The organism is Hymenobacter translucens (assembly GCF_020685205.1).
GTDB classification, from domain to species: Bacteria; Bacteroidota; Bacteroidia; order Cytophagales; family Hymenobacteraceae; genus Hymenobacter; species Hymenobacter translucens.
Genome location: NZ_JAJERB010000008.1, coordinates 26893 through 44397 on the forward strand (window position 1 = coordinate 26893; position 17505 = coordinate 44397).

Below are 17505 nucleotides of genomic sequence, written 5' to 3' on the forward strand. Positions count from 1 at the left end.
TAAGGCCCAAATTGCCGGCGCAGCTTCTAAGAGCTACCCCGTTTCGAATACCAGGCACCAAACGCCGGAAATCTAAATCCTAAAATCCAGGATCCGAAGACCCCACTAACCAAGACCCTATTTCACAATCGTAAACTCTACCCGGCGGTTGAGCTTGCGGGTTTCCTCCCGCTCGTTGCTGGAACGGGGCTTCGAGCCGCCGAAGCCGACCGTCGTGATGCGCGCTTCGGCCACGCCCCGGCTCACGAGGTAGCGCTTCACCTCGGCTACCCGGTCTTCGGACAGCTTCTGGTTAAGCGCGGCGTCGCCCTGGTTGTCGGTGTGGCCTTCGAGGCGGATGTTTACCGTCGGGTTGTCCGTCAGGGTGCGGGCCAGGCGGTTCAGTTCCCCATACGAGGCAGGCAGCAGGTTGAACTTGCCCTGGGCAAAGATGAGCGTAGGCAGTTCCAGCCGGGCTCCTACGCTGGCTGGCACCAGCGTCAGCGTACGGTTAACCGGGCCGCTCATTACCACAGTGTCGGTAGCGGTGAGAAAGCCGCCACTGGTGGCCGCCAGCCGGTAGCGGCCGGGAGGAAGAGTGAACTGAAACGAGCCGGAGGCATCCGTCGTGGCCGAAGCATTGAATACCATTTCGTTGCCCAGGCGGTTGGCTTTCACGACGGCAGTTACCCCCTTTTGCGTTTTGGCGTCCACTACCTGCCCGGTCAGCAGCTGTCGGCGGGCCAGCTCGGGGCTGATAGCCGGTTTTTTAACCGTATCGGCCACCGGAGCGCGGGAGGCAGTGCGGAACAGGTCGGCAGGACCGTTGGCCGTGCGGGCCGAGGCAAAATAGGCCTGCCGGCCGTCGGCGCTGAGCGTGAAGTAGGCATCGAAGCCGGGGCCGTTGAGCGTGGGCCCCAGGTTGCGGGGCGTGGTCCAGTTAATCCAGGTGTCGTCGAGGCGGGTGCTGACGAAGATGTCGGAGGAGCCGTAGCCGGCGTGACCGTAGGACGAGAAGTACAGCGTTTTACCGTCGGGAGCCAGCCAGGGCGCAAACTCAAAGCCGGGGGAATTCAGCGTGCCGCCCAGGTTCCGGGGCTCACTCCAGCCCCCGGCGCCGGGCAGACTCACGTACAAATCGTTGGCCCCGTAAGCATCGGCCCGGTCCAGGGACAAGAGCAGCACCTTCTCATCGGCCGACTGGAAAAAGCCCGTGGACGTGCCGGCCGAGTAGTAGCTGGTGATAGGCAGCCGCTCGGGCCGGTCGTTGCGACCCAGGCTGCGGGCCACGCGCGAGACGCCCTCGTCGCGGAAGGTGCCGTCGCGCTCATAGGTGCCGCGCACGAGCAGGTGCTGGCCTTTGTCGCCGGTAATGGCCATTACGCCGTTGTTCTGCGGGGTATTCAGGGCGTCGAGACGGGTGGCGGGGCCCCAGGTGACGCCCTCGTCCACGGACGTACTCACCCAGATGTCGCCCGAGTCGGTGTTGCCTTCCAGGTTGCCGGTGAATTTCGTGCGGGCCAGGTACAGGGTTTTGCCGTCGGGGCTCAGCACGGGCTGCAGCTCGTTGCCGGGCGTGTTCAGGGCCGTCAGGGGCTCCGCCGGCCCGAACCCGCCCTGCGCGGGGTCCACGCTCAGGCGCAGCGGGAAAAGCCGCCACTGCTGGGTGGCGCGGTTCATGGGCCGCTGGTTTACAATAGCGGTACCGTTGGCTTTGTCGGAGGCCAGCAGCGACAGGCACTTTTCGTTGCCCCGGCTCACGAGCTGCACCGTACCGGTGGGGCCGGCGGCCACGAGCTTCCACTGCTGGTACAGACTACCGGTAAAGGGGCGCTGCACGAGCGGGGCGTTTTCGTCGGGCTTGTCTACCGTCAGGCACTTGCCGCTGTGCCGGCCCTCAATGCGGTAATACTCGCTGCCGGCATTGATGCGGACAAAGCGCCACTGCTGGCTGGGCGAGTGCGTGAACTCCCACTGCACGGCCACCGCCCCGGCCTCGGCCGATGAGCCGGTGATGTCGAGGGAGCGGCCACTGCCCCGGGCCACGATGCCATAGTAGACCCCAGGATCGGGAGCGGGAGCAGTCTGCTGGGCCCAGGCCGGGCCTACGGTAAGTGCCAGAAGCAAAAGCAGCAACAGGTGCCGCGGGAAATAACGCATGCAGGCAGAACGGATGGTCGGGGGCGCAAGTTAGCCGAAATCTACCCTGTCACGCAGCTTCAAGCTCCGGCGGGCATGGGCGGCCCGACTAACGCGCATGCCTAATGGGTTAGTGCCCAACCGCCTAGCTGATGAGCTTATGGCGCAGCGCATACTGAATCAGGCCTACCACGGATTTGGAGTTGGTTTTGGTCAGGATGTTTTTGCGGTGGGTTTCCACGGTCCGCTCACTGATGAAGAGCGTTTCGGCAATGTGCTGGTTGGAATACTCCTGGGCAATGAGCTGCAGAATCTCCCGCTCCCGGGCCGTCAGCTCCACCGGGCGGTCCTCCCCGCTCCGGTCCCGGTTGGCGGGCACGTTCAGGTTCTGCAGCAGCGTAGAGCCCACCTCGGGGCTGAAGTACGTCTGGCCCGCCGCCACCCGGCGGATGGCGTCGCCCAGCTCCTGCTTGCTGGTGTTCTTGAGCAGGTAGCCGGCTCCACCGGCTTCCAGCACTTCGGTAATGGAGGTGTGGTCGTGAAACATGCTCAGGGCGATGATGCGCACCTGCGGATACGCATCGCGTACGGCCCGGGTCAGCTCCACGCCGGTCATCTGGGGCATGTTCAGGTCGAAGATGGCCACTTGCACCTGCGGATGGTCGCGCAGGCGGCGCAGGGCTTCGGGGCCGGAGTTGGCCTGGGCCACCACCCGGATGTCGGCCTCGTTCTTGAGCAGGGTTTTAATGCCTTCAATCACCATCTGATGGTCATCGACCAGCAAAACCTGGATGCGGACGTCGGCGGAAGATTCGGGCATGGCGAGCAGATTTTGACCGCAGCGGGTTCCAAAGCAGGAGTGCGGTCAAAAGGGTTGGCTGACCACCACGTCAGCCCCTTGTTAATCAGGACCGCAAGGTACTGGTATATTGGGGGAGTATGAAAAATAAGAATTGTTCTATGCAGTTTCCAGACTAGCGGGAGAAACGCAGCGCCAGGAAACAGGGACTGCCCCGGTGCCCGCGCAGCCGGCAACTACCGGCCCCGGATCAGGCTTCCGGACCGGAGCGCAGCGGCACTTCCAGCGTCACGGTGGTGCCCCGGCCGGGCGTGGAGTCGAACAGGGCGCGGCCGCCCAGGTACGCCATACGCGACTCCACATTCTGCAGGCCAATGCCTCCGTCATCGGCCGTGGAGCCCGGGCTGAAGCCCACGCCGTTGTCTTCCACCAGCACGCTGAGCATATCCTCGTGGCGAATCAGCTGCAGGGTAAGCTCGGTGGCGCGGGCGTGCTTGATAATGTTCTGCACCAGCTCCTGAATCACCCGGAACAGCACGTTTTCCAGGGTCGCGTCCAGCCGCTGCTGATCGAGTCCGAATACCTCGACCTGAATCCGGAGGCGGCTGTCGGCCGGACTGATTTTGTGCAGGAAGTCGCGCACCGCCTGAGCCAGTCCCTGCTTGATCAGGGCATTGGGCATCAGGTTGTGCGAGATGCTGCGCACTTCCCGCACCGACTCATCCACGATGTCCAGGGCATTGGTGAGCAGCAGCCGGTCCTCGGCCGGCAGGGTCAGGCGCTGCTCCAGGGCCGAGAGGTTCATCTTGGCTGCCGACAAGAGCTGCCCGACCCCGTCGTGCAGGTCGGAGCCTACCCGGCGCCGCTCGTTTTCCTCGGCCTGAAGCACAGCTTTGGCCCGGGCCCGCTCCTGCAGCTGCCGGTCCTGCTCCTGGGTTACTTTCGTGCGCAGGCGCTGCCGGCTATACAGCAGATAAGCCAGGCCGCTGAGCAGCAGCAGGGCCAGCCCTCCGCCCAGCAGCTGCCAGTTGCGCCGCTGCACCAGCTGCTGCTGCTGGCTGAGCTGCAAGCGGTTTACCTGCTGCTGCTGCTGAAGAAGCCGGTTTTCCGCTTCCTTCCGCTCGGTTTCGTAGCGGGTCTGCATCTCCGTAATCTGGCGGGTGCTGGCTTCGCTGAGCAACGAGTCTTTGGTAGTGGCCGCCAGCTGTTGCTGGGCGTAGGCAGCGGGGTAGTTGCCCAGGCGGGCATAGGCAGTGGCCAGCCCCTGATACGCAGCCCGCAGCGGCTCCCGGGCCCTGATGCGCCGGGCCACGACCAGGGCCTGCTGATACAGGCTTAGCGCCGGGCCCGGACGGTTTTGAGCCAGTTCCAGGTCGGCGAGGGCCGTGAGGCTGGCGGCCCGGCCGGGCTGGTCGTCGAGGCGGGTCTGCAGGCGCAGGCTTTGCTGGTAGCTGTCGGTGGCTTCTACCAGTCGGCCCTGGGTCTGAAACAGGCCGCCGAGGTTGCTCAGGGCCTGGGCCTCGTTGCGCTGATCGGCGTGCCCCTTGCTGCGGGCCAGGGCCCGCCGGAACATCGACAGCGCCGAATCGGGCTGATTAAGGCGGAGAAAGTCCTGACCGGCGAGGTTAAAGGCCAGCGCGTCGTTGTGGGCGTCGGGCTGGCGGCCGGGCAGACGCAGGTACCGCAGGTGGTAGCGCAACGCCTCCCGGTAGCGGCCCATCTGATAGTTCACTGTGCCCAGGTTGGCCAGGTCGGCGGCAATCCGCTCGGGGGTACCGTACTTTTCTTCGAGCCGCAGGGCCCGCACGTAGGTAGCCACGGCTTCGGGGTAGCGGCCCTGCCCCATCTGGGCTTCGCCGATGTTGTTGATGGCCCCGGCCACGCCCTGCCAGTCGCCCAGCTCGGCCCGGATCCGGCGGCAGGCCTCGAAGTCGGCAATGGACTCGGTGAAGCGCCCACTGGTGGCATGGATGATGCCGCGCAGGATGTAGGTTTTGGCCTGTCCTTTCCGGGAATTCAGGCGCCGGCCCAGCTCCAGGGCTTCCGCAGCCAGGGTCAGGGAGCGGACGGGGTTGGAGTTGCGGTGTTCCCAGACCAGCTCATTTAGCGTCTGAAGGCGGATGGAGTCGGGCGCGGCCTGCCGGGGCAGCACGGCCTCCAGGGAGTCGAGGCGGGGGTTTGACTGGGCCCGGCCAGGGGCTGGCGCCAGCAGCATACCCAGCAGCAGAGCTCCGGCACCCCGGTACGGAAGAGCTGACAGACGACGCATCCAGTTAAAAGACAGAAGGAAAGAAGGCCGGGCCAGCAACGCATGCCCGTGGCGTGCAAGGTATTGCTTTCGGGCCGGGCCGCCTAACCCGGCCCTTAGTACAGGGCCCCGTCGTGTGCGCCGGCCGACTGACCTGCACTTATCGTCTCGGGCTCAGGGTAGATCGGCACTTCCACGGAAATGGTGGTGCCCCGCCCGGGCCGGGAGTCCACGTTGAAGCGCCCGCGCAGGTAAGCCACGCGGGAGGCAATATTGCGAAGCCCGATTCCGGCCTCGGGCGGGTGCTCGGCATCCTGCACCTCAAAGCCCACGCCGTTGTCTTCCACCAGCACCGTGACCTCGCCCTCGTGGCGGATCAGCTGCAGGGTAAGCTCGGTGGCGCGGGCGTGCTTGATGATGTTCTGCACCAGCTCCTGAATGATGCGGTACAGCACGACCTCTACCGCTGCCGGCAGGCGCTGCTCCAGCCCGATTGTTTCCAGGTGAATGCGCAGGCGGGCGGGCTGGCGAATCTTGTCCAGAAACTCCTGCACGGCCCGCACCAGTCCGCGCTTGATCAGGGCATTGGGCATCAGGTTGTGCGAGATGCTGCGTACCTCCCGCACCGACTCATCCACGATGTCCATCGTCTCGCGGAAGCGGTGGTCCTGCTCGGGCGTACTCAGGTTGCCAAGCTCCTCGCGCAGGGCCCCGATCTGCATCTTGGCGGCCGACAGCAGCTGCCCTACCCCATCGTGCAGGTCCAGCCCGATCCGGCGCCGCTCCGCCGACTCTGCTTCGAGCACGGCAGCGGCCCGCTGCTGCTGCAGCTGTTGCAGCTGCTGGGCAAACTCCACTTCCCGACGCAGATGGCGGCGACTGAGCAGCAGGTACGTCAGCCCGCCCAGCAGCGTAGCCAGCACCAGGGCCGCCAGCAGAATGTTCTGCCGGCGCTCGGCCGCGGCCAGGGCGCCTTCTTCGGCCAGCTCCTGCTGCCGCAGCTGCTCACTGAAACTCAGGGCCTGAACCTGGGCCACTTTGGTTTGACTGAACAGACTGTCGCGGGTGGCGGCGGCCACGGCCAGAAACCGGTAGGCCTCGTCGCTGTTGCCACGGGCGGCGTGAATTTCGGCCAGGTAGCCGCTGGCTTCAAACACGCCTTTGGCGTAGCGCCCGCGGCGGCTGGCTTCCAGCGCCTGCCGGCCGTAAGCCAAAGCCAGCTCGGGCTCCTGCCGGGTACGGGCCAGTTGGGCCAGGCCCAGATACGAGCGGCAAAGGGCGTAGGAAACCGGCATTCCCTGGGCCCGGGCAATCGAGCGGCGGTAGTACTCATCCGCCGCTGCGTGGTTGCCCCGCCGGGCCTCAACGTCGCCGAGCAACGATAAGTCGCCGATTTCGCTGTGCCGGTCGTGGTAGCGCAGGTCGTAGTCGTAACCCTGCCTGGTATAGAGCAAGGCGGAGTCGAGCTTGCCGGCCTGCAGGTAGGCGTTGCCGATGTTGCCCAGGATGGGCGTCAGCAGAATATAGTTCTGCCGGTCCTCTGCCAGCTTTTTAGCCCGAAAGTAGTAGCGCAGCCCCATCCGGTAGTTGCCCTGCTCGGAGTAGGCATAGCCGATGGCGTTATCGGCATGGATGATGCCGTCCGGGTAGGAAATCTTCTCGGCCAGCCGGCGGGCCTGGAGTTGGGTCTGCAAGGCCGTGGGGTAGTTGCCCGTGCGCATAAACGCCCAGCCCAGCATCAGCAGCGACTTGCACTCCCCCTGCCGGAACCCGAGCTGCCGGGCCAGGGTCAGGCTTTGCTCGCCGTAGCGGACCGCGGCCAGCGGGTTGTCGTCAGTCCGGTCCCAGGCCAGCTGAATCAGCAGCAGCACCCGGTTGGTATCCTGCCCCGTTACCCGTAGCAGGCGCTGCAGGCTGTCGGCCCGGGCACTCGGGCCCTGGGCCCGGACCGAGGGCAAGGCGGTGATAAAAAGCAGAAACGCAAGCAGTAGAGACTTTTGCACCCTCTAAGATAGAAATCTTTCGGGGGAGGGAAAAATCCTGCTGCTTATTGGTGCCCTCCTACTTCAGGTCGTACCGGCTCCGGAACTTGTCGCGCAGGTAGGTTTGCTTGTTTTCCCGACTAAAGGCGCGGCCGTCGATGTAGGCGTGGGTGACGTTGTTGGTACGCATGTCGAGCAGGTCGCCGCTGCTCACGACCAGCGTGGCGCTCTTGCCGGTTTCGAGGGAGCCGTAATCTTTGTCGAGCCCCAGGATGCGGGCGGGCGTGAGCGTGACGGCCGTCAGGGCCTGCTCTTTGGTGAGGCCATGCCCGGCGGCGGTGCCGGCAATAAAGGCCAGGTTGCGGGAGCCGGGTACTTCCTGGTCGCCCTGGTAGTCAAGGCAGAACCGCACGCCGGCCTGCTGGAGCAGGAAGGGCAGCTTGTAGGGCAGGTCGTAGTCGTCTTCAGGGCGGCGGGGCAGGGCGTGAATGCGCGACACCACCACAGCAATGTCGTTCTGCTTCAGAAAGTCGAGCATCATCCAGGCGTCGCGCGCACCCACCACGGCAACATTCTTCACGCCCAGGCGCTTAGCAAACCGCACGCTCTCCACGATTTCCTTGCCGTAGTCGACATGTACAAACAGGGTCTTGGAGCCGTCGAACAGCCCGCCCAGGGAAGACAGGCGTAGGTTTTCGCGGCGCCCGGCGGGCTGGGCACGGTAGGCGGCGGCCTCACCAAGCAGCTGCTCCAGGTCGCGCAGCTGGGCCTGGCGGGCCAGCTCCCGCTTCTCGGTTACCGAAGCATCCTCGGCCGGGTTCAGGCGCAGAACCATGGCCGGCCAGTTGAGGTGCAGGCCTTCGTCGGCACGGACCACGGCGTCCTGCCAGTTCCAGGCGTCGAGCTGCACTACGCTGCTCTGGCCCGAGAGCATGCCGCCCCGGGGCGTGACCTGGGCCAGCAGCACGCCGTTGGTACGCACGGTAGGAATGATATCGGAGTCTGTGTTATAGGCAATCAGGGAGCGGACGTTCGGGTTGAGCGTGCCTACTTCGGCTTCGTCCACGGTGGCCCGGATGGCGTCTACCTCCGTGAGGCCGATGGTGGTATTGGGCAAGATCAGGCCGGGGTAGATTTCCTGGCCTTTCACGTCCACCACCTCGTAGGCGCCCCTATCCTGGCTGAACCCGCTCTGGGCACCGGCATAGGTGATGCGGCCCTTGTCGAAGGCCACGGCCGCGTCGGAAATGACGGTGCCGTTGCCCACGTGCAGGGTACCACCCAGGAGCAGGATCGGCTTGCTCTGGGCCGGGGCCGGCTTGGGAACCTGGGCCAGGGCCGGCGTGGCGGTTAACAGGCTGATAGCTGCTATGAAGCTGATAGCTAACATCTGTTGGCTTGTAGCTTTCAGCTTCTGAAGGAAAGAGGAAGATGCGGAACGCATGCGTTTTGTCTTTTAGGTCATCTTTCGATGAGGTTGTCGGCCTGAACTTGCCAAAGGCCCTTATCAGGTTTAAGCGAGTCGTTGTCAGACTTGTCGTTCTGATATAAGAAGGTTCTTCGCAAGCTCAGGCTGCTAGAACAGTAATAGAGCTAACAGCTTGAAATACCCTACTTATCCAGATCCTTTTCCTCGCCTACCGTGTCGCAGTGGAAGTGGCCGGTGGGCTTGGCGGTGGGGTTCTGGGTGGGGGCGCCGCCTTTCTTGGCGTCGAGCATTTTCTGCACAAGGCGGAGCTGCTCCTGGCGGATGGCAAGGCGCAGCTGCCGGTCGGTTTCGATGTCGAACAGCAGGCGGCCGTCCACGAAGGTGCGCTCGGCGTGGGCGTACACGCTCAGCGGGTTGTCAGACCACAAAACCACGTCGGCGTCCTTGCCTTCCTTGATGCTGCCCATGTTCTTGTCGAGGTGAAGCATCCGGGCCGGGTTAATGGTGACCAGCTTGAGGGCTTCCTCTTCCGACAGCCCGCCGTACTTCACCGTTTTGGCGGCTTCCTGGTTGAGGCGGCGGCTCATCTCGGCGTCGTCGGAGTTGATGGCCACGTTCAGGCCGGCGTCGTGCATGATGGCGGCGTTGTAAGGAATGGCGTCGCGCACCTCGTTTTTGTAGGCCCACCAGTCGGAGAACGTGCTGGCATTGGCGCCGTGGGCCTTCATCCGGTCGGCCACCTTGTAGCCTTCCAGAATGTGCGTGAAGGTATTCACCTTGAAGCCCATCTTGTCGGCCACGTTCAGCAACATGTTGATTTCGCTTTGCACGTAGCTGTGGCAGGTGATAAAGCGCTGGTTGTTCAGGATTTCCACCAGGGCCTCCAGCTCCAGGTCCCGGCGCGGGGCCTCCCCTTTCTTTTGCTTGCCCTTGCTGAGCTTGTTCCAGGCTTTCCACTGCTGCTCGTACTCGCGGGCCCGGGTGAAGGCATCCACGAACACCTGCTCCACGCCCATCCGCGTCTGCGGAAAGCGCAGCACGTTCAGCTCACCCCAGTTGCTTTGCTTTACATTTTCGCCCAGGGCAAACTTGATAAAGCCCGGAGCGCCCTGGATTTTCATCTGCTCGGCGCTCATGCCCCAGCGCAGCTTGATCAGCGCCGACTGCCCGCCGATGGGGTTGGCCGAGCCGTGCAGCAGCTGCGCGGCCACTACGCCCCCGGCCAGGTCGCGGTAGATGTCCACGTCCTCGGGGTCCACCACGTCGCTCACCCGCACTTCGGACGTCACGGCCTGGGTACCTTCGTTGACACCCTCGGAAATGGCGATGTGGGAGTGCTCGTCGATGATGCCGGGCGTGAGGTGCTTGCCGGTACCATCGATGGAGCGGGCCCCGGAGGGCAAGCTCAGGTTGCGGCCGATTTTGGCGATTTTGCCGTTCTGGAGCAGCACATCGGTGTTTTCAAGCTTACCGGCCGCCTCCGAGGTCCACACCGTGGCATTCTTGATGAGTACCGTCTGCTGAGCCGGCACCGCCGGGCGGCCGTAGGCCGCAAACGGGTACAGTACCTGGCCCAGCTGCACCGGTGCAGGCGTTTTCACCGAGTCGCGCTTGGCGGCCAGGCTGGCCTGCTCCTGCCGTACAGCCCGCCACTTTACGGTGCTCGCGTCGGGCAGCATTCCGTCGCCCTGAAATACCCGGCCCTCGGCGGTGTAGTAGCCGGTGAGGCGGATGGAGCCGGATTGTTGGTTGTTGGTTGTTAGTTGTCCGTTATTGGGTGTAGGCGTAGCAGCCGGAGCTTGCGGCTTGCGGCCGGCGGCGGGCACCTTATCCTTTGGGTTGTACACGATGGTTGCCAGCTCGCCATTCACCGTCATGGAGCCGCGCACGGTGTCGCCGGGGGCTAAGGCCAGACGCAGCTCGGGGGCGGCGGCGTTGCCGGCCACCATCATGCGCATCTCGGGCTGGGCCCCGATTTTCAGCGTGTACACGCCCCGGTAGTCGGTGGGCAGCTCGCTGAGCTGGTACCGCTCGCCCTGCACCCAGTTGTCGAGCAGCACATTGTCGTCGGCAAACAGGCGGGTGGAGCACACCAGGAAGTTGGCCTGCATGCCGGGCTTCAGCCCGCCAACCTGGTTCTGAACCTTCAGTAGCAGGGCGGGCGTGGCAGTCAAAGCCTGCAGCGCCGCTTCTTCCGACAGACCGTGGGCAATGGCTTTGCGCAGGTTGGGCAGGAATTTCTTTTTGTCTTTAAGGTCGGCGGCGCTGATGGCGAAGGGCACGCCGGCCCTGGCCAGCATGGCGGCGTTGGCCGGCGCCATCTCCCAGTGCTTCAGCTCTTCCAGCCGCAGGCGGGAGGCGTCGTATACGTCGTCCACGTTGTAGGCGTCGGGGAAGTTCAGGCTCAGAATCAGCGGGGCCTTGGTGGCTTGGATGTCGGGCAGGCGCTGGTACTCGTCGCCCCGGCCTTTCAGGATGTACTGCACCCCGAACTCGTCGCCCACCCGGTCGGCGCGCAGCGCGGAGAGCTTGTCGCGCACCTCGAAGATCTGGGGCAGGCTGCGCTGCTGGCTAAACGCCCGCAACGACAGATTCTGCTCCCGGGAGGGGTTTCGCTGGTTCCAATCGGCATCCAGAAACGTCTGGCGCAGCAGGGAGATGCTGCCCATCAGCGAGCTGGGATAGTCCTGGGTGCTGGTGCCTTTGTCAAAGGAAAAAGCGGCGGCGGCGCGGTCGAGCAGCACCACCTCGTTTTCCCGGCGCTGGGTGTTGAGCGTCACCAGGGCGGCCGTGCCGCGGGCAATACCGTCGGGCTGGTGGGTGAGCACCGCCCCGAAGCCCAGCTTACGGTAGGCCGCGGCCTGCTCGTCGTTGAGGCGAAACACCTCGGCGGCATTTACCTCGGGGTGCACGGCCTGGTTCCAGCTGTAAGCACCGGTTTTCTGGCTTTCAAACTGCGGCCCGCTGCGGCGGCCCTGTCGGGCGGCGGGCGGCTGCACGGGCAGGCCGTAGCTGGTGTACAGGTCTACGAAGCCGGGGTAAATGAACTTGCCCTTCAGGTCCTGCACCACGGCCCCGGCCGGAATCTTAATGCCAGTGCCCACGGCCTCTACCCGCCCGTCCCGGATGAGCAGGGTGGCGTCGGTAAGCCGGGTTTTGTAGTCGGTGAAGATAGTGGCGTGGGTGAAGGCAAACACGCCCGGGCGCTGGTCATAGACGCCGTTGCGCGGAAAGGTGCTGGGCTGGGCATAGGCGGCGGCACTGCCGAGCAGCAGCGCCCCGAGGCCCAGCCGGCGAAGAGAAAAGAGCATCAGGAAGAAGACAATTTAAGGAAAGGCCGACCGGCTCCGGGAGTCAAGTTGGAGCGGTGGGCGTTTTCAAAGGTATTCAAAGAATCGGGTTGGCAAACTGCCGAACCCGGCGTGCGGAGCCAACTTTTTCGAAAGCACCACAGTTATAAATAATATCCTGTTTTAATTTCTCTTCACCGCTATGCGCAAAGGCACCAAAGTATCCTGGAAGTACGGCACTGGCACGGCCACCGGCAAGATTGAGGAAACGCACAAGGAGTCCGTTACCCGCAAGCTCAAGGGGCACGACATCACCCGCAACGGCACGGCCGACAACCCTGCCTTCGTCATCGTGCAGGACAATGGCGACCGGGTCATCAAACTGAAAAGTGAGGTGAAGGAAGTAACCAAATAGCGCAGCCGGCCCTGCCCCGTCTGCGCTCCGCTTAAAAGCAAAACGGCCCCGCTGAAAAGCTCAGCGGGGCCGTTTTCAAAGAATAAGGAGTTTACAGGTTGTCTTTATCGGGCTCGATAAAGGCCTGCTCTTCCATTTCGGTGGGAATCACGACGATGCCCTGCTGCAGCTTGGAGTTGCGCTTGCCGTAAACGAAGTAGACGACGAACCCAAGCAGCATCCAAATAACGGCCAGCTTCAGCGTATCGGCGTCCAGGCCTACAATCATGGCCGTGCACACCAGCATGCCCATCAGCGGCACGAAGGGAAACGAGGGCGACGAGAGCGGGGCCCGGAACGGACGGTGCTGGGCGGGATCCGACTTGCGCATAATCCACACCCCGGCCGATACCAGCACGAAGGCCAGCAGCGTGCCGAAGGAAGTCAGGTCGCCGGCCAGGGAGCCGGGTACGAAGGCCGCGAACAAGCCCACGAACACCAGCAGGGCCAGGTTTGACTTGTAGGGCGTGCGGAACTTGGGGTGCAGCTCGGAGAAAGCCTTGGGCATCAGCCCGTCGTTGGCCATCGAGAAGAACACCCGGCTCTGGCCCATCAGCATCACCAGAATAACCGAGGAGAAACCAGCCAGGATAGCCACCGTAACGGCCGTAGCCAGCCACTCGTAGCCCGGCATGTGCGCCGCAATTGCATATGTCACGGATGCCTCACCGCCCAGGGCCGGGTCAGCAAACTCGCGCCAGTTGGCAACGCCCGTCAGCACGTGGCCGAACAGGATGTAAAGAACCGTACAGATGGCCAGGGAGCCGAGGATACCGATGGGCATGTCGCGCTTGGGGTTCTTGGCTTCCTGCGCGGCGGTGCTCACGGCGTCGAAGCCGATAAAGGCAAAGAATACGATGCCCGCGCCGCCCAGAATGCCGCCCCAGCCGTGCTTGTTCCAGCCGGTGTACTCCCGCACGATGGCGCCAGCCGCGTTCTTGACGGGCTCGGCGTTGTCGGGAATCAGGTAGGGCGTGTGGTTGGCGTGGTTGATAAACTGCCAGCCTACCGCAATGAAAATCAACACGATGGCGACTTTCACCACCACGATAACGGCGTTGAAGATGGCGGACTCCTGCGTGCCCTTGATCAGCAGCAGGGAAAGCACTACGATAATCAGCAGGGCCGGCAGGTTGATGAAGCCCTGCTGGGTGATGCCGTCCACCACCGAGCTTTCGAAGGGCGAGTGGCTCAGACTATAGGGTATGCTGGTGCCAAAGACTTCCAGGAGCTTGTTCAGGTATTCGCTCCAGGCAATGGCCACCGTGGCGGCGCCCAGGGCGTACTCCATAATGAGCGCCCAGCCGATAACCCAGGCCACGAACTCGCCCATGGTGGTGTAGGCATAGGTGTAGGCCGAGCCGGCAATGGGAATCATGGCGGCAAACTCGGCGTAGCACAGGCCCGCGAAGGCGCAGCCGATAGCGGCCACGACGAAGGCCAGCGTCACGCCCGGACCCGAGGTTTGGGCAGCCGCAGCAGCCGTGCGCACAAACAGGCCGGCGCCAATGATAGCACCAATACCCAGCGCCATCAGGTTCAGAGCGCCCAGCGTGCGTTTCAGCGTGCCGTGGCCAGAGGAGTTTGCTTCGCCCAGCAGTTGGGCCAGCGGTTTTTTGGCGAAGATGTTTGCCATAGAAGCGGTAAGGGGTAGAACGAAAGATGAAGCCGAGGCATCCCGAAAAAGCGCTTCGGGGGGCCCGAATATAGACGATAATCGGCATTCCTGCTCCAAAAGAGCCCGACTAGCAACCAGGGTTGCACACCGGCCTGCTCTTTTGTCAATCTTACTCTCCCTGCCGCATGGCGCTGGCAACTTTTGCAAGCAGACCAGCCCTGTTTTTCAATTTTTGCTTAAAGGCGTGGCTTTATCGAAAGTAACTTCCGCTACCGTTTTATCTGGTCAAGCAGCCGGAACTGTCGGTTCCATGAGTCCCTTGGTTGCCGGCGTTTGTTAAGCAAGCAGCCAGAAAGAAGTGGCTTTGCCCCAAGCTGATTTCTGGGCACACCGGAACCCATCCGCAAGACTATGGTTGGCGCAACACCAATCGGCCATGGAACTGGCGCCCGTCTGGCTCAAGAGCTACCACCTGGTATAGGCCCGGCGACAGCGCCTGTACGTCGAGCTTGTCCATTCCTGGCCGCAGCCACACGCGCTGCCGCAGCCGACCCGTTGCGTCGTAGAAGGCCACTTCTCGAAGCTGGGCCGAAGCAGGCAGCCAGACAACATCACTGGCGGGGTTGGGATACAAACCGAGCAGCGGTTGGCTTTGGGCCTGTTTGCTCCCCAGCGCCGCGCCGGTGAACCGGTTCAGCAAGCCGCGGGCGGGCGACGCCGTCCAGGCCCGACCCGTGGCGGTTATGGCAAGCTGGGAATGCGCCGTGCTAGTTTCCAGTGGCCGCCATGTCGTGCCATCGTCGGTCGAGATGCTGGAGCCAATCTGGTCGTTGCCACCGGGCTGCCCCACTGATATATACGAGCCCGTCGACCCAGGCACAGCAGTCAGATCAGCCCGATGGATTGGCCCGGAGGTTGTAACCGGAGCCCAGGTAGTGCCGCCGTCGGCAGTGCGCAGTACCTGCCCCGAACTCGTCAGAATCACTCCATTTCGGTCATTCCGAAAGCTGAGCAGTTGTGGCGGGCTGCTTGCCCCTACTGCCGCCGCCGACCAGGTCAGGCCGCGGTCGGCCGAGTGCAGCACCCACCCAAGCCGCGTACCAAGCCACAGGTGGTCGTCCAAGCGGACGCAGTTTAGCACCTGATCTGTGTTAGGCACCGGCAGCGTCTGCGGGCCCTGCCAGGTGGCACCGCCATCAGTGGTGCGGTACACCTGCTTGTCCGACATGTTGGGGTCCCAACGAATCAGCACACCGGTAACGGCATCGAAAAAGCGGACAAAGCGCATAAAGGTAGCCGTGGGTGCAGAGCCCGGGACGAAGCCCGCAATGCCAGTGGTGGTGCGCACCAGCCGACTCTGCCGCGTCTGGGCATTTTGAAGCAGCGCCCAGGCCCGGCTGCCGTCCAGCGCCCAGACATCCGTTATGATGGTACCGCTACCGGCCGGGTCCGCGTTGCCTCCGCCCAGATACTCAGTTTGCCAGGTTTGCCCCTCATTAAGGGTCGTAAACACGTAGTTCTGAAAATTTCCCGCGCTTTGAGACTCGAACATCTGGCCCCACACGACGCCCGCAGCGGGCAGCTGCAGGTTGCTTACCGTGCGGAGCTGATTCGGGAAGGCGGTCCAGGGTGGTGTGGTTACGGGAGCCCACGGGACCTGAGCCTGCGTTAGGGTGGAACCTAGCAGGACCACCAGCAGGAGAGTAATTTGCTTATGCATGCCTGGAATATACTTATCGACCCGAAAATATCTATTCTCTGACGCAGGAGAACTTCACGAAGCACCGGGGCATCGCACCGCCGCAGTACCGGCCACTGAACTTAGAAGTCGCCCGCCGGTTTACCGGTCAGGACGAGCCACCATGAAAGCCCGGCATCTGGGTTGCAAAAGCCGTATTTCCCCATCAATCGAACACCGCCCGTTCCCCGGAAAGAAAGGTTCAGCTAGGCCCGACCGTCCTTGGTTTGTTCGCATACTTTTATCCGGTCTAACTCCGTCTTTCCGGAGTGGTTTTCTATATTTGACCTACGCCCTACCGGTGCGCCGGCCCGGGCTCCACTACAACCTACCACCATGAGTCCCCTCCCTAGTCAGCCCTTTCAGATCCAGCAGTTCTACGATAAGGGCCTTTCCCACGCCAGCTATGCTATCCGCAGCAACGAGGAAATCGTTTTGATTGATCCGGGCCGCGACCCTCAACCCTACTATGACTTTGCCGATGAGCACGAGGCGGATATCATCGCCATCATCGAGACTCACCCCCACGCCGACTTCGTTTCGTCCCACCTCGAAATAGCCCGCGAAACCGGGGCCACCATCTACTGCAGCCGCCTGGTAAAGGCACTGTACCCGCACCAGCCCTTCGACGACGGCAACCGCATCACGCTCGGCAACATCGAGCTGCACGCCCTTAACACCCCGGGCCACTCGCCCGACAGCATTTCCATCCTGCTCCTCGACGACGCGGCCCAGACCCGGGCCGTCTTCACCGGCGACACGCTGTTCGTGGGCGACGTCGGCCGCCCCGACCTGCGCGAGGAAGAAATGGTGGGCGGGCACCGGCGCGAGGAGCTGGCCGCCCAGCTCTACCACAGCACCCGCAACAAGCTGATGTCGCTGCCGCCAACCACCCGGGTGTACCCGGCCCACGGCCCCGGGTCCCTGTGCGGCAAAACCACCAGCATCGACCTCGACAGCACCATCGGCAAGGAGGTGAAAACCAACTACGCCCTCCAGCCCATGAGCGAGGCGGAGTTTATCCGGGTGCTGCTCGAAGACCAGCCCTTCGTGCCCAAGTACTTCGGCCACGATGTGCAGCTCAACAAGATGGGCGCCCAGCCGTTCGAGGACAGCATCCGGTCGGTGCCCCGCCTGCAGCCCGACGCCCTGCTGGCCGCCGAAATTCCCGTTATCGATACCCGGCCCCAGGCCGAGTTCAAGCAGGGTCACCTGCCCGGCGCCATCAACCTGCAGGACGGGGGCAAGTTTGAAACCTGGCTCGGCTCGGTTATCGGTCCCCGGGAAGCTTTCTACCTGATTGCCGACACCCAGATTGCCCTCGATACCGTTATTCGCAAAGCCGCCAAAATCGGCTACGAGCTGAACATCAAAGGCGCCCTGCTGACCCCGCGGGAGCTGAAGGCAACCAGCCCCGTGGCCGATGTGGAGCACGTGCGGGACCGGCCCGAGGACTTCACCATCGTTGATATCCGGAACTACACCGAAGCCAAGCAGCCCGTCTTTGCCAATGCCCTGGTGATTCCGCTGCCCGAGCTGCGGGAGCGGGCCGGGGAAGTGCCCACTGACAAGCCCATTCTGGTGCACTGCGCCGGCGGCTACCGCTCGGCGGCCGGCAGCAGCATCCTCGAAGCTGTCCTGCCCGGAGTTGAAATCTACGATCTGAGCGACGCCATCACCGAGTTTCAGAAGCAGGCGGTGCACTAGCATTACGGCCCGGCCGAACCATTTTATAAGCCGTTTTAGTTAGCAGGAGCTGGCTAAAACGGCTTATTTTTGTTGGCCGAAGCTAAAAGCCTTAGCTTAGAAGTTGATTCCGGCTTACTCTA

10 protein-coding genes are annotated in these 17505 nt (G+C 63.3%); 2 read left to right on the plus strand and 8 right to left on the minus strand.

Going from position 1 to position 17505, the window contains the following annotated elements:
• Positions 1-117: 117 nt before the first annotated feature.
• The 6 genes from LJY25_RS16555 to LJY25_RS16580 all read right to left on the minus strand — a co-directional run bounded on the left by LJY25_RS16555 (position 118) and on the right by LJY25_RS16580 (position 11887).
• Positions 118-2139, minus strand: coding sequence for an RICIN domain-containing protein (locus LJY25_RS16555; protein WP_227609527.1), 2022 nt, complete (start codon positions 2137-2139; stop codon positions 118-120).
• Between the two features lie 124 nt (positions 2140-2263).
• Positions 2264-2938 carry a response regulator gene (locus LJY25_RS16560; protein ID WP_227609529.1) on the minus strand — a complete coding sequence of 225 codons (675 nt, stop codon included), beginning with the start codon at positions 2936-2938 and terminating at the stop codon, positions 2264-2266.
• A 229-nt stretch (positions 2939-3167) separates the two neighbouring features.
• Positions 3168-5186, minus strand: a complete 2019-nt coding sequence (locus tag LJY25_RS16565; protein WP_227609531.1) for a tetratricopeptide repeat-containing sensor histidine kinase — start codon at positions 5184-5186, stop codon at positions 3168-3170.
• 95 nt (positions 5187-5281) lie between these two features.
• Positions 5282-7168, minus strand: coding sequence for a tetratricopeptide repeat protein (locus LJY25_RS16570; RefSeq protein WP_227609532.1), 1887 nt, complete (start codon positions 7166-7168; stop codon positions 5282-5284).
• Positions 7169-7226: 58 nt separating this feature from the next.
• Positions 7227-8537, minus strand: a complete 1311-nt coding sequence (locus LJY25_RS16575) for an amidohydrolase family protein (RefSeq protein ID WP_227609534.1) — start codon at positions 8535-8537, stop codon at positions 7227-7229.
• 221 nt (positions 8538-8758) lie between these two features.
• A complete protein-coding gene (locus tag LJY25_RS16580; protein ID WP_227609535.1) occupies positions 8759-11887 on the minus strand; it encodes an amidohydrolase family protein in 3129 nt (1042 codons plus the stop codon).
• A 181-nt stretch (positions 11888-12068) separates the two neighbouring features.
• Between LJY25_RS16580 and LJY25_RS16585 the strand changes: the two genes are divergently transcribed.
• The gene (locus LJY25_RS16585; protein WP_227609537.1) at positions 12069-12281 is read left to right on the plus strand and encodes a hypervirulence associated TUDOR domain-containing protein; all 213 of its coding nucleotides are present in this window, start codon (positions 12069-12071) and stop codon (positions 12279-12281) included.
• Between the two features lie 91 nt (positions 12282-12372).
• Here LJY25_RS16585 and LJY25_RS16590 read toward each other — a convergent pair whose 3' ends face one another.
• Together LJY25_RS16590 and LJY25_RS16595 are read right to left on the minus strand one after the other, a co-directional pair.
• On the minus strand, positions 12373-13956 hold the full coding sequence (locus LJY25_RS16590) for an amino acid permease (RefSeq protein ID WP_227609539.1): 1584 nt from the start codon (positions 13954-13956) through the stop codon (positions 12373-12375).
• Positions 13957-14347: 391 nt separating this feature from the next.
• Positions 14348-15658, minus strand: a complete 1311-nt coding sequence (locus tag LJY25_RS16595; RefSeq protein WP_227609540.1) for a YCF48-related protein — start codon at positions 15656-15658, stop codon at positions 14348-14350.
• Positions 15659-16012: 354 nt separating this feature from the next.
• Here LJY25_RS16595 and LJY25_RS16600 point away from each other — a divergent pair, with 354 nt between their 5' ends.
• On the plus strand, positions 16013-17383 hold the full coding sequence (locus LJY25_RS16600) for an MBL fold metallo-hydrolase (RefSeq protein ID WP_227609542.1): 1371 nt from the start codon (positions 16013-16015) through the stop codon (positions 17381-17383).
• Positions 17384-17505: the final 122 nt, after the last annotated feature.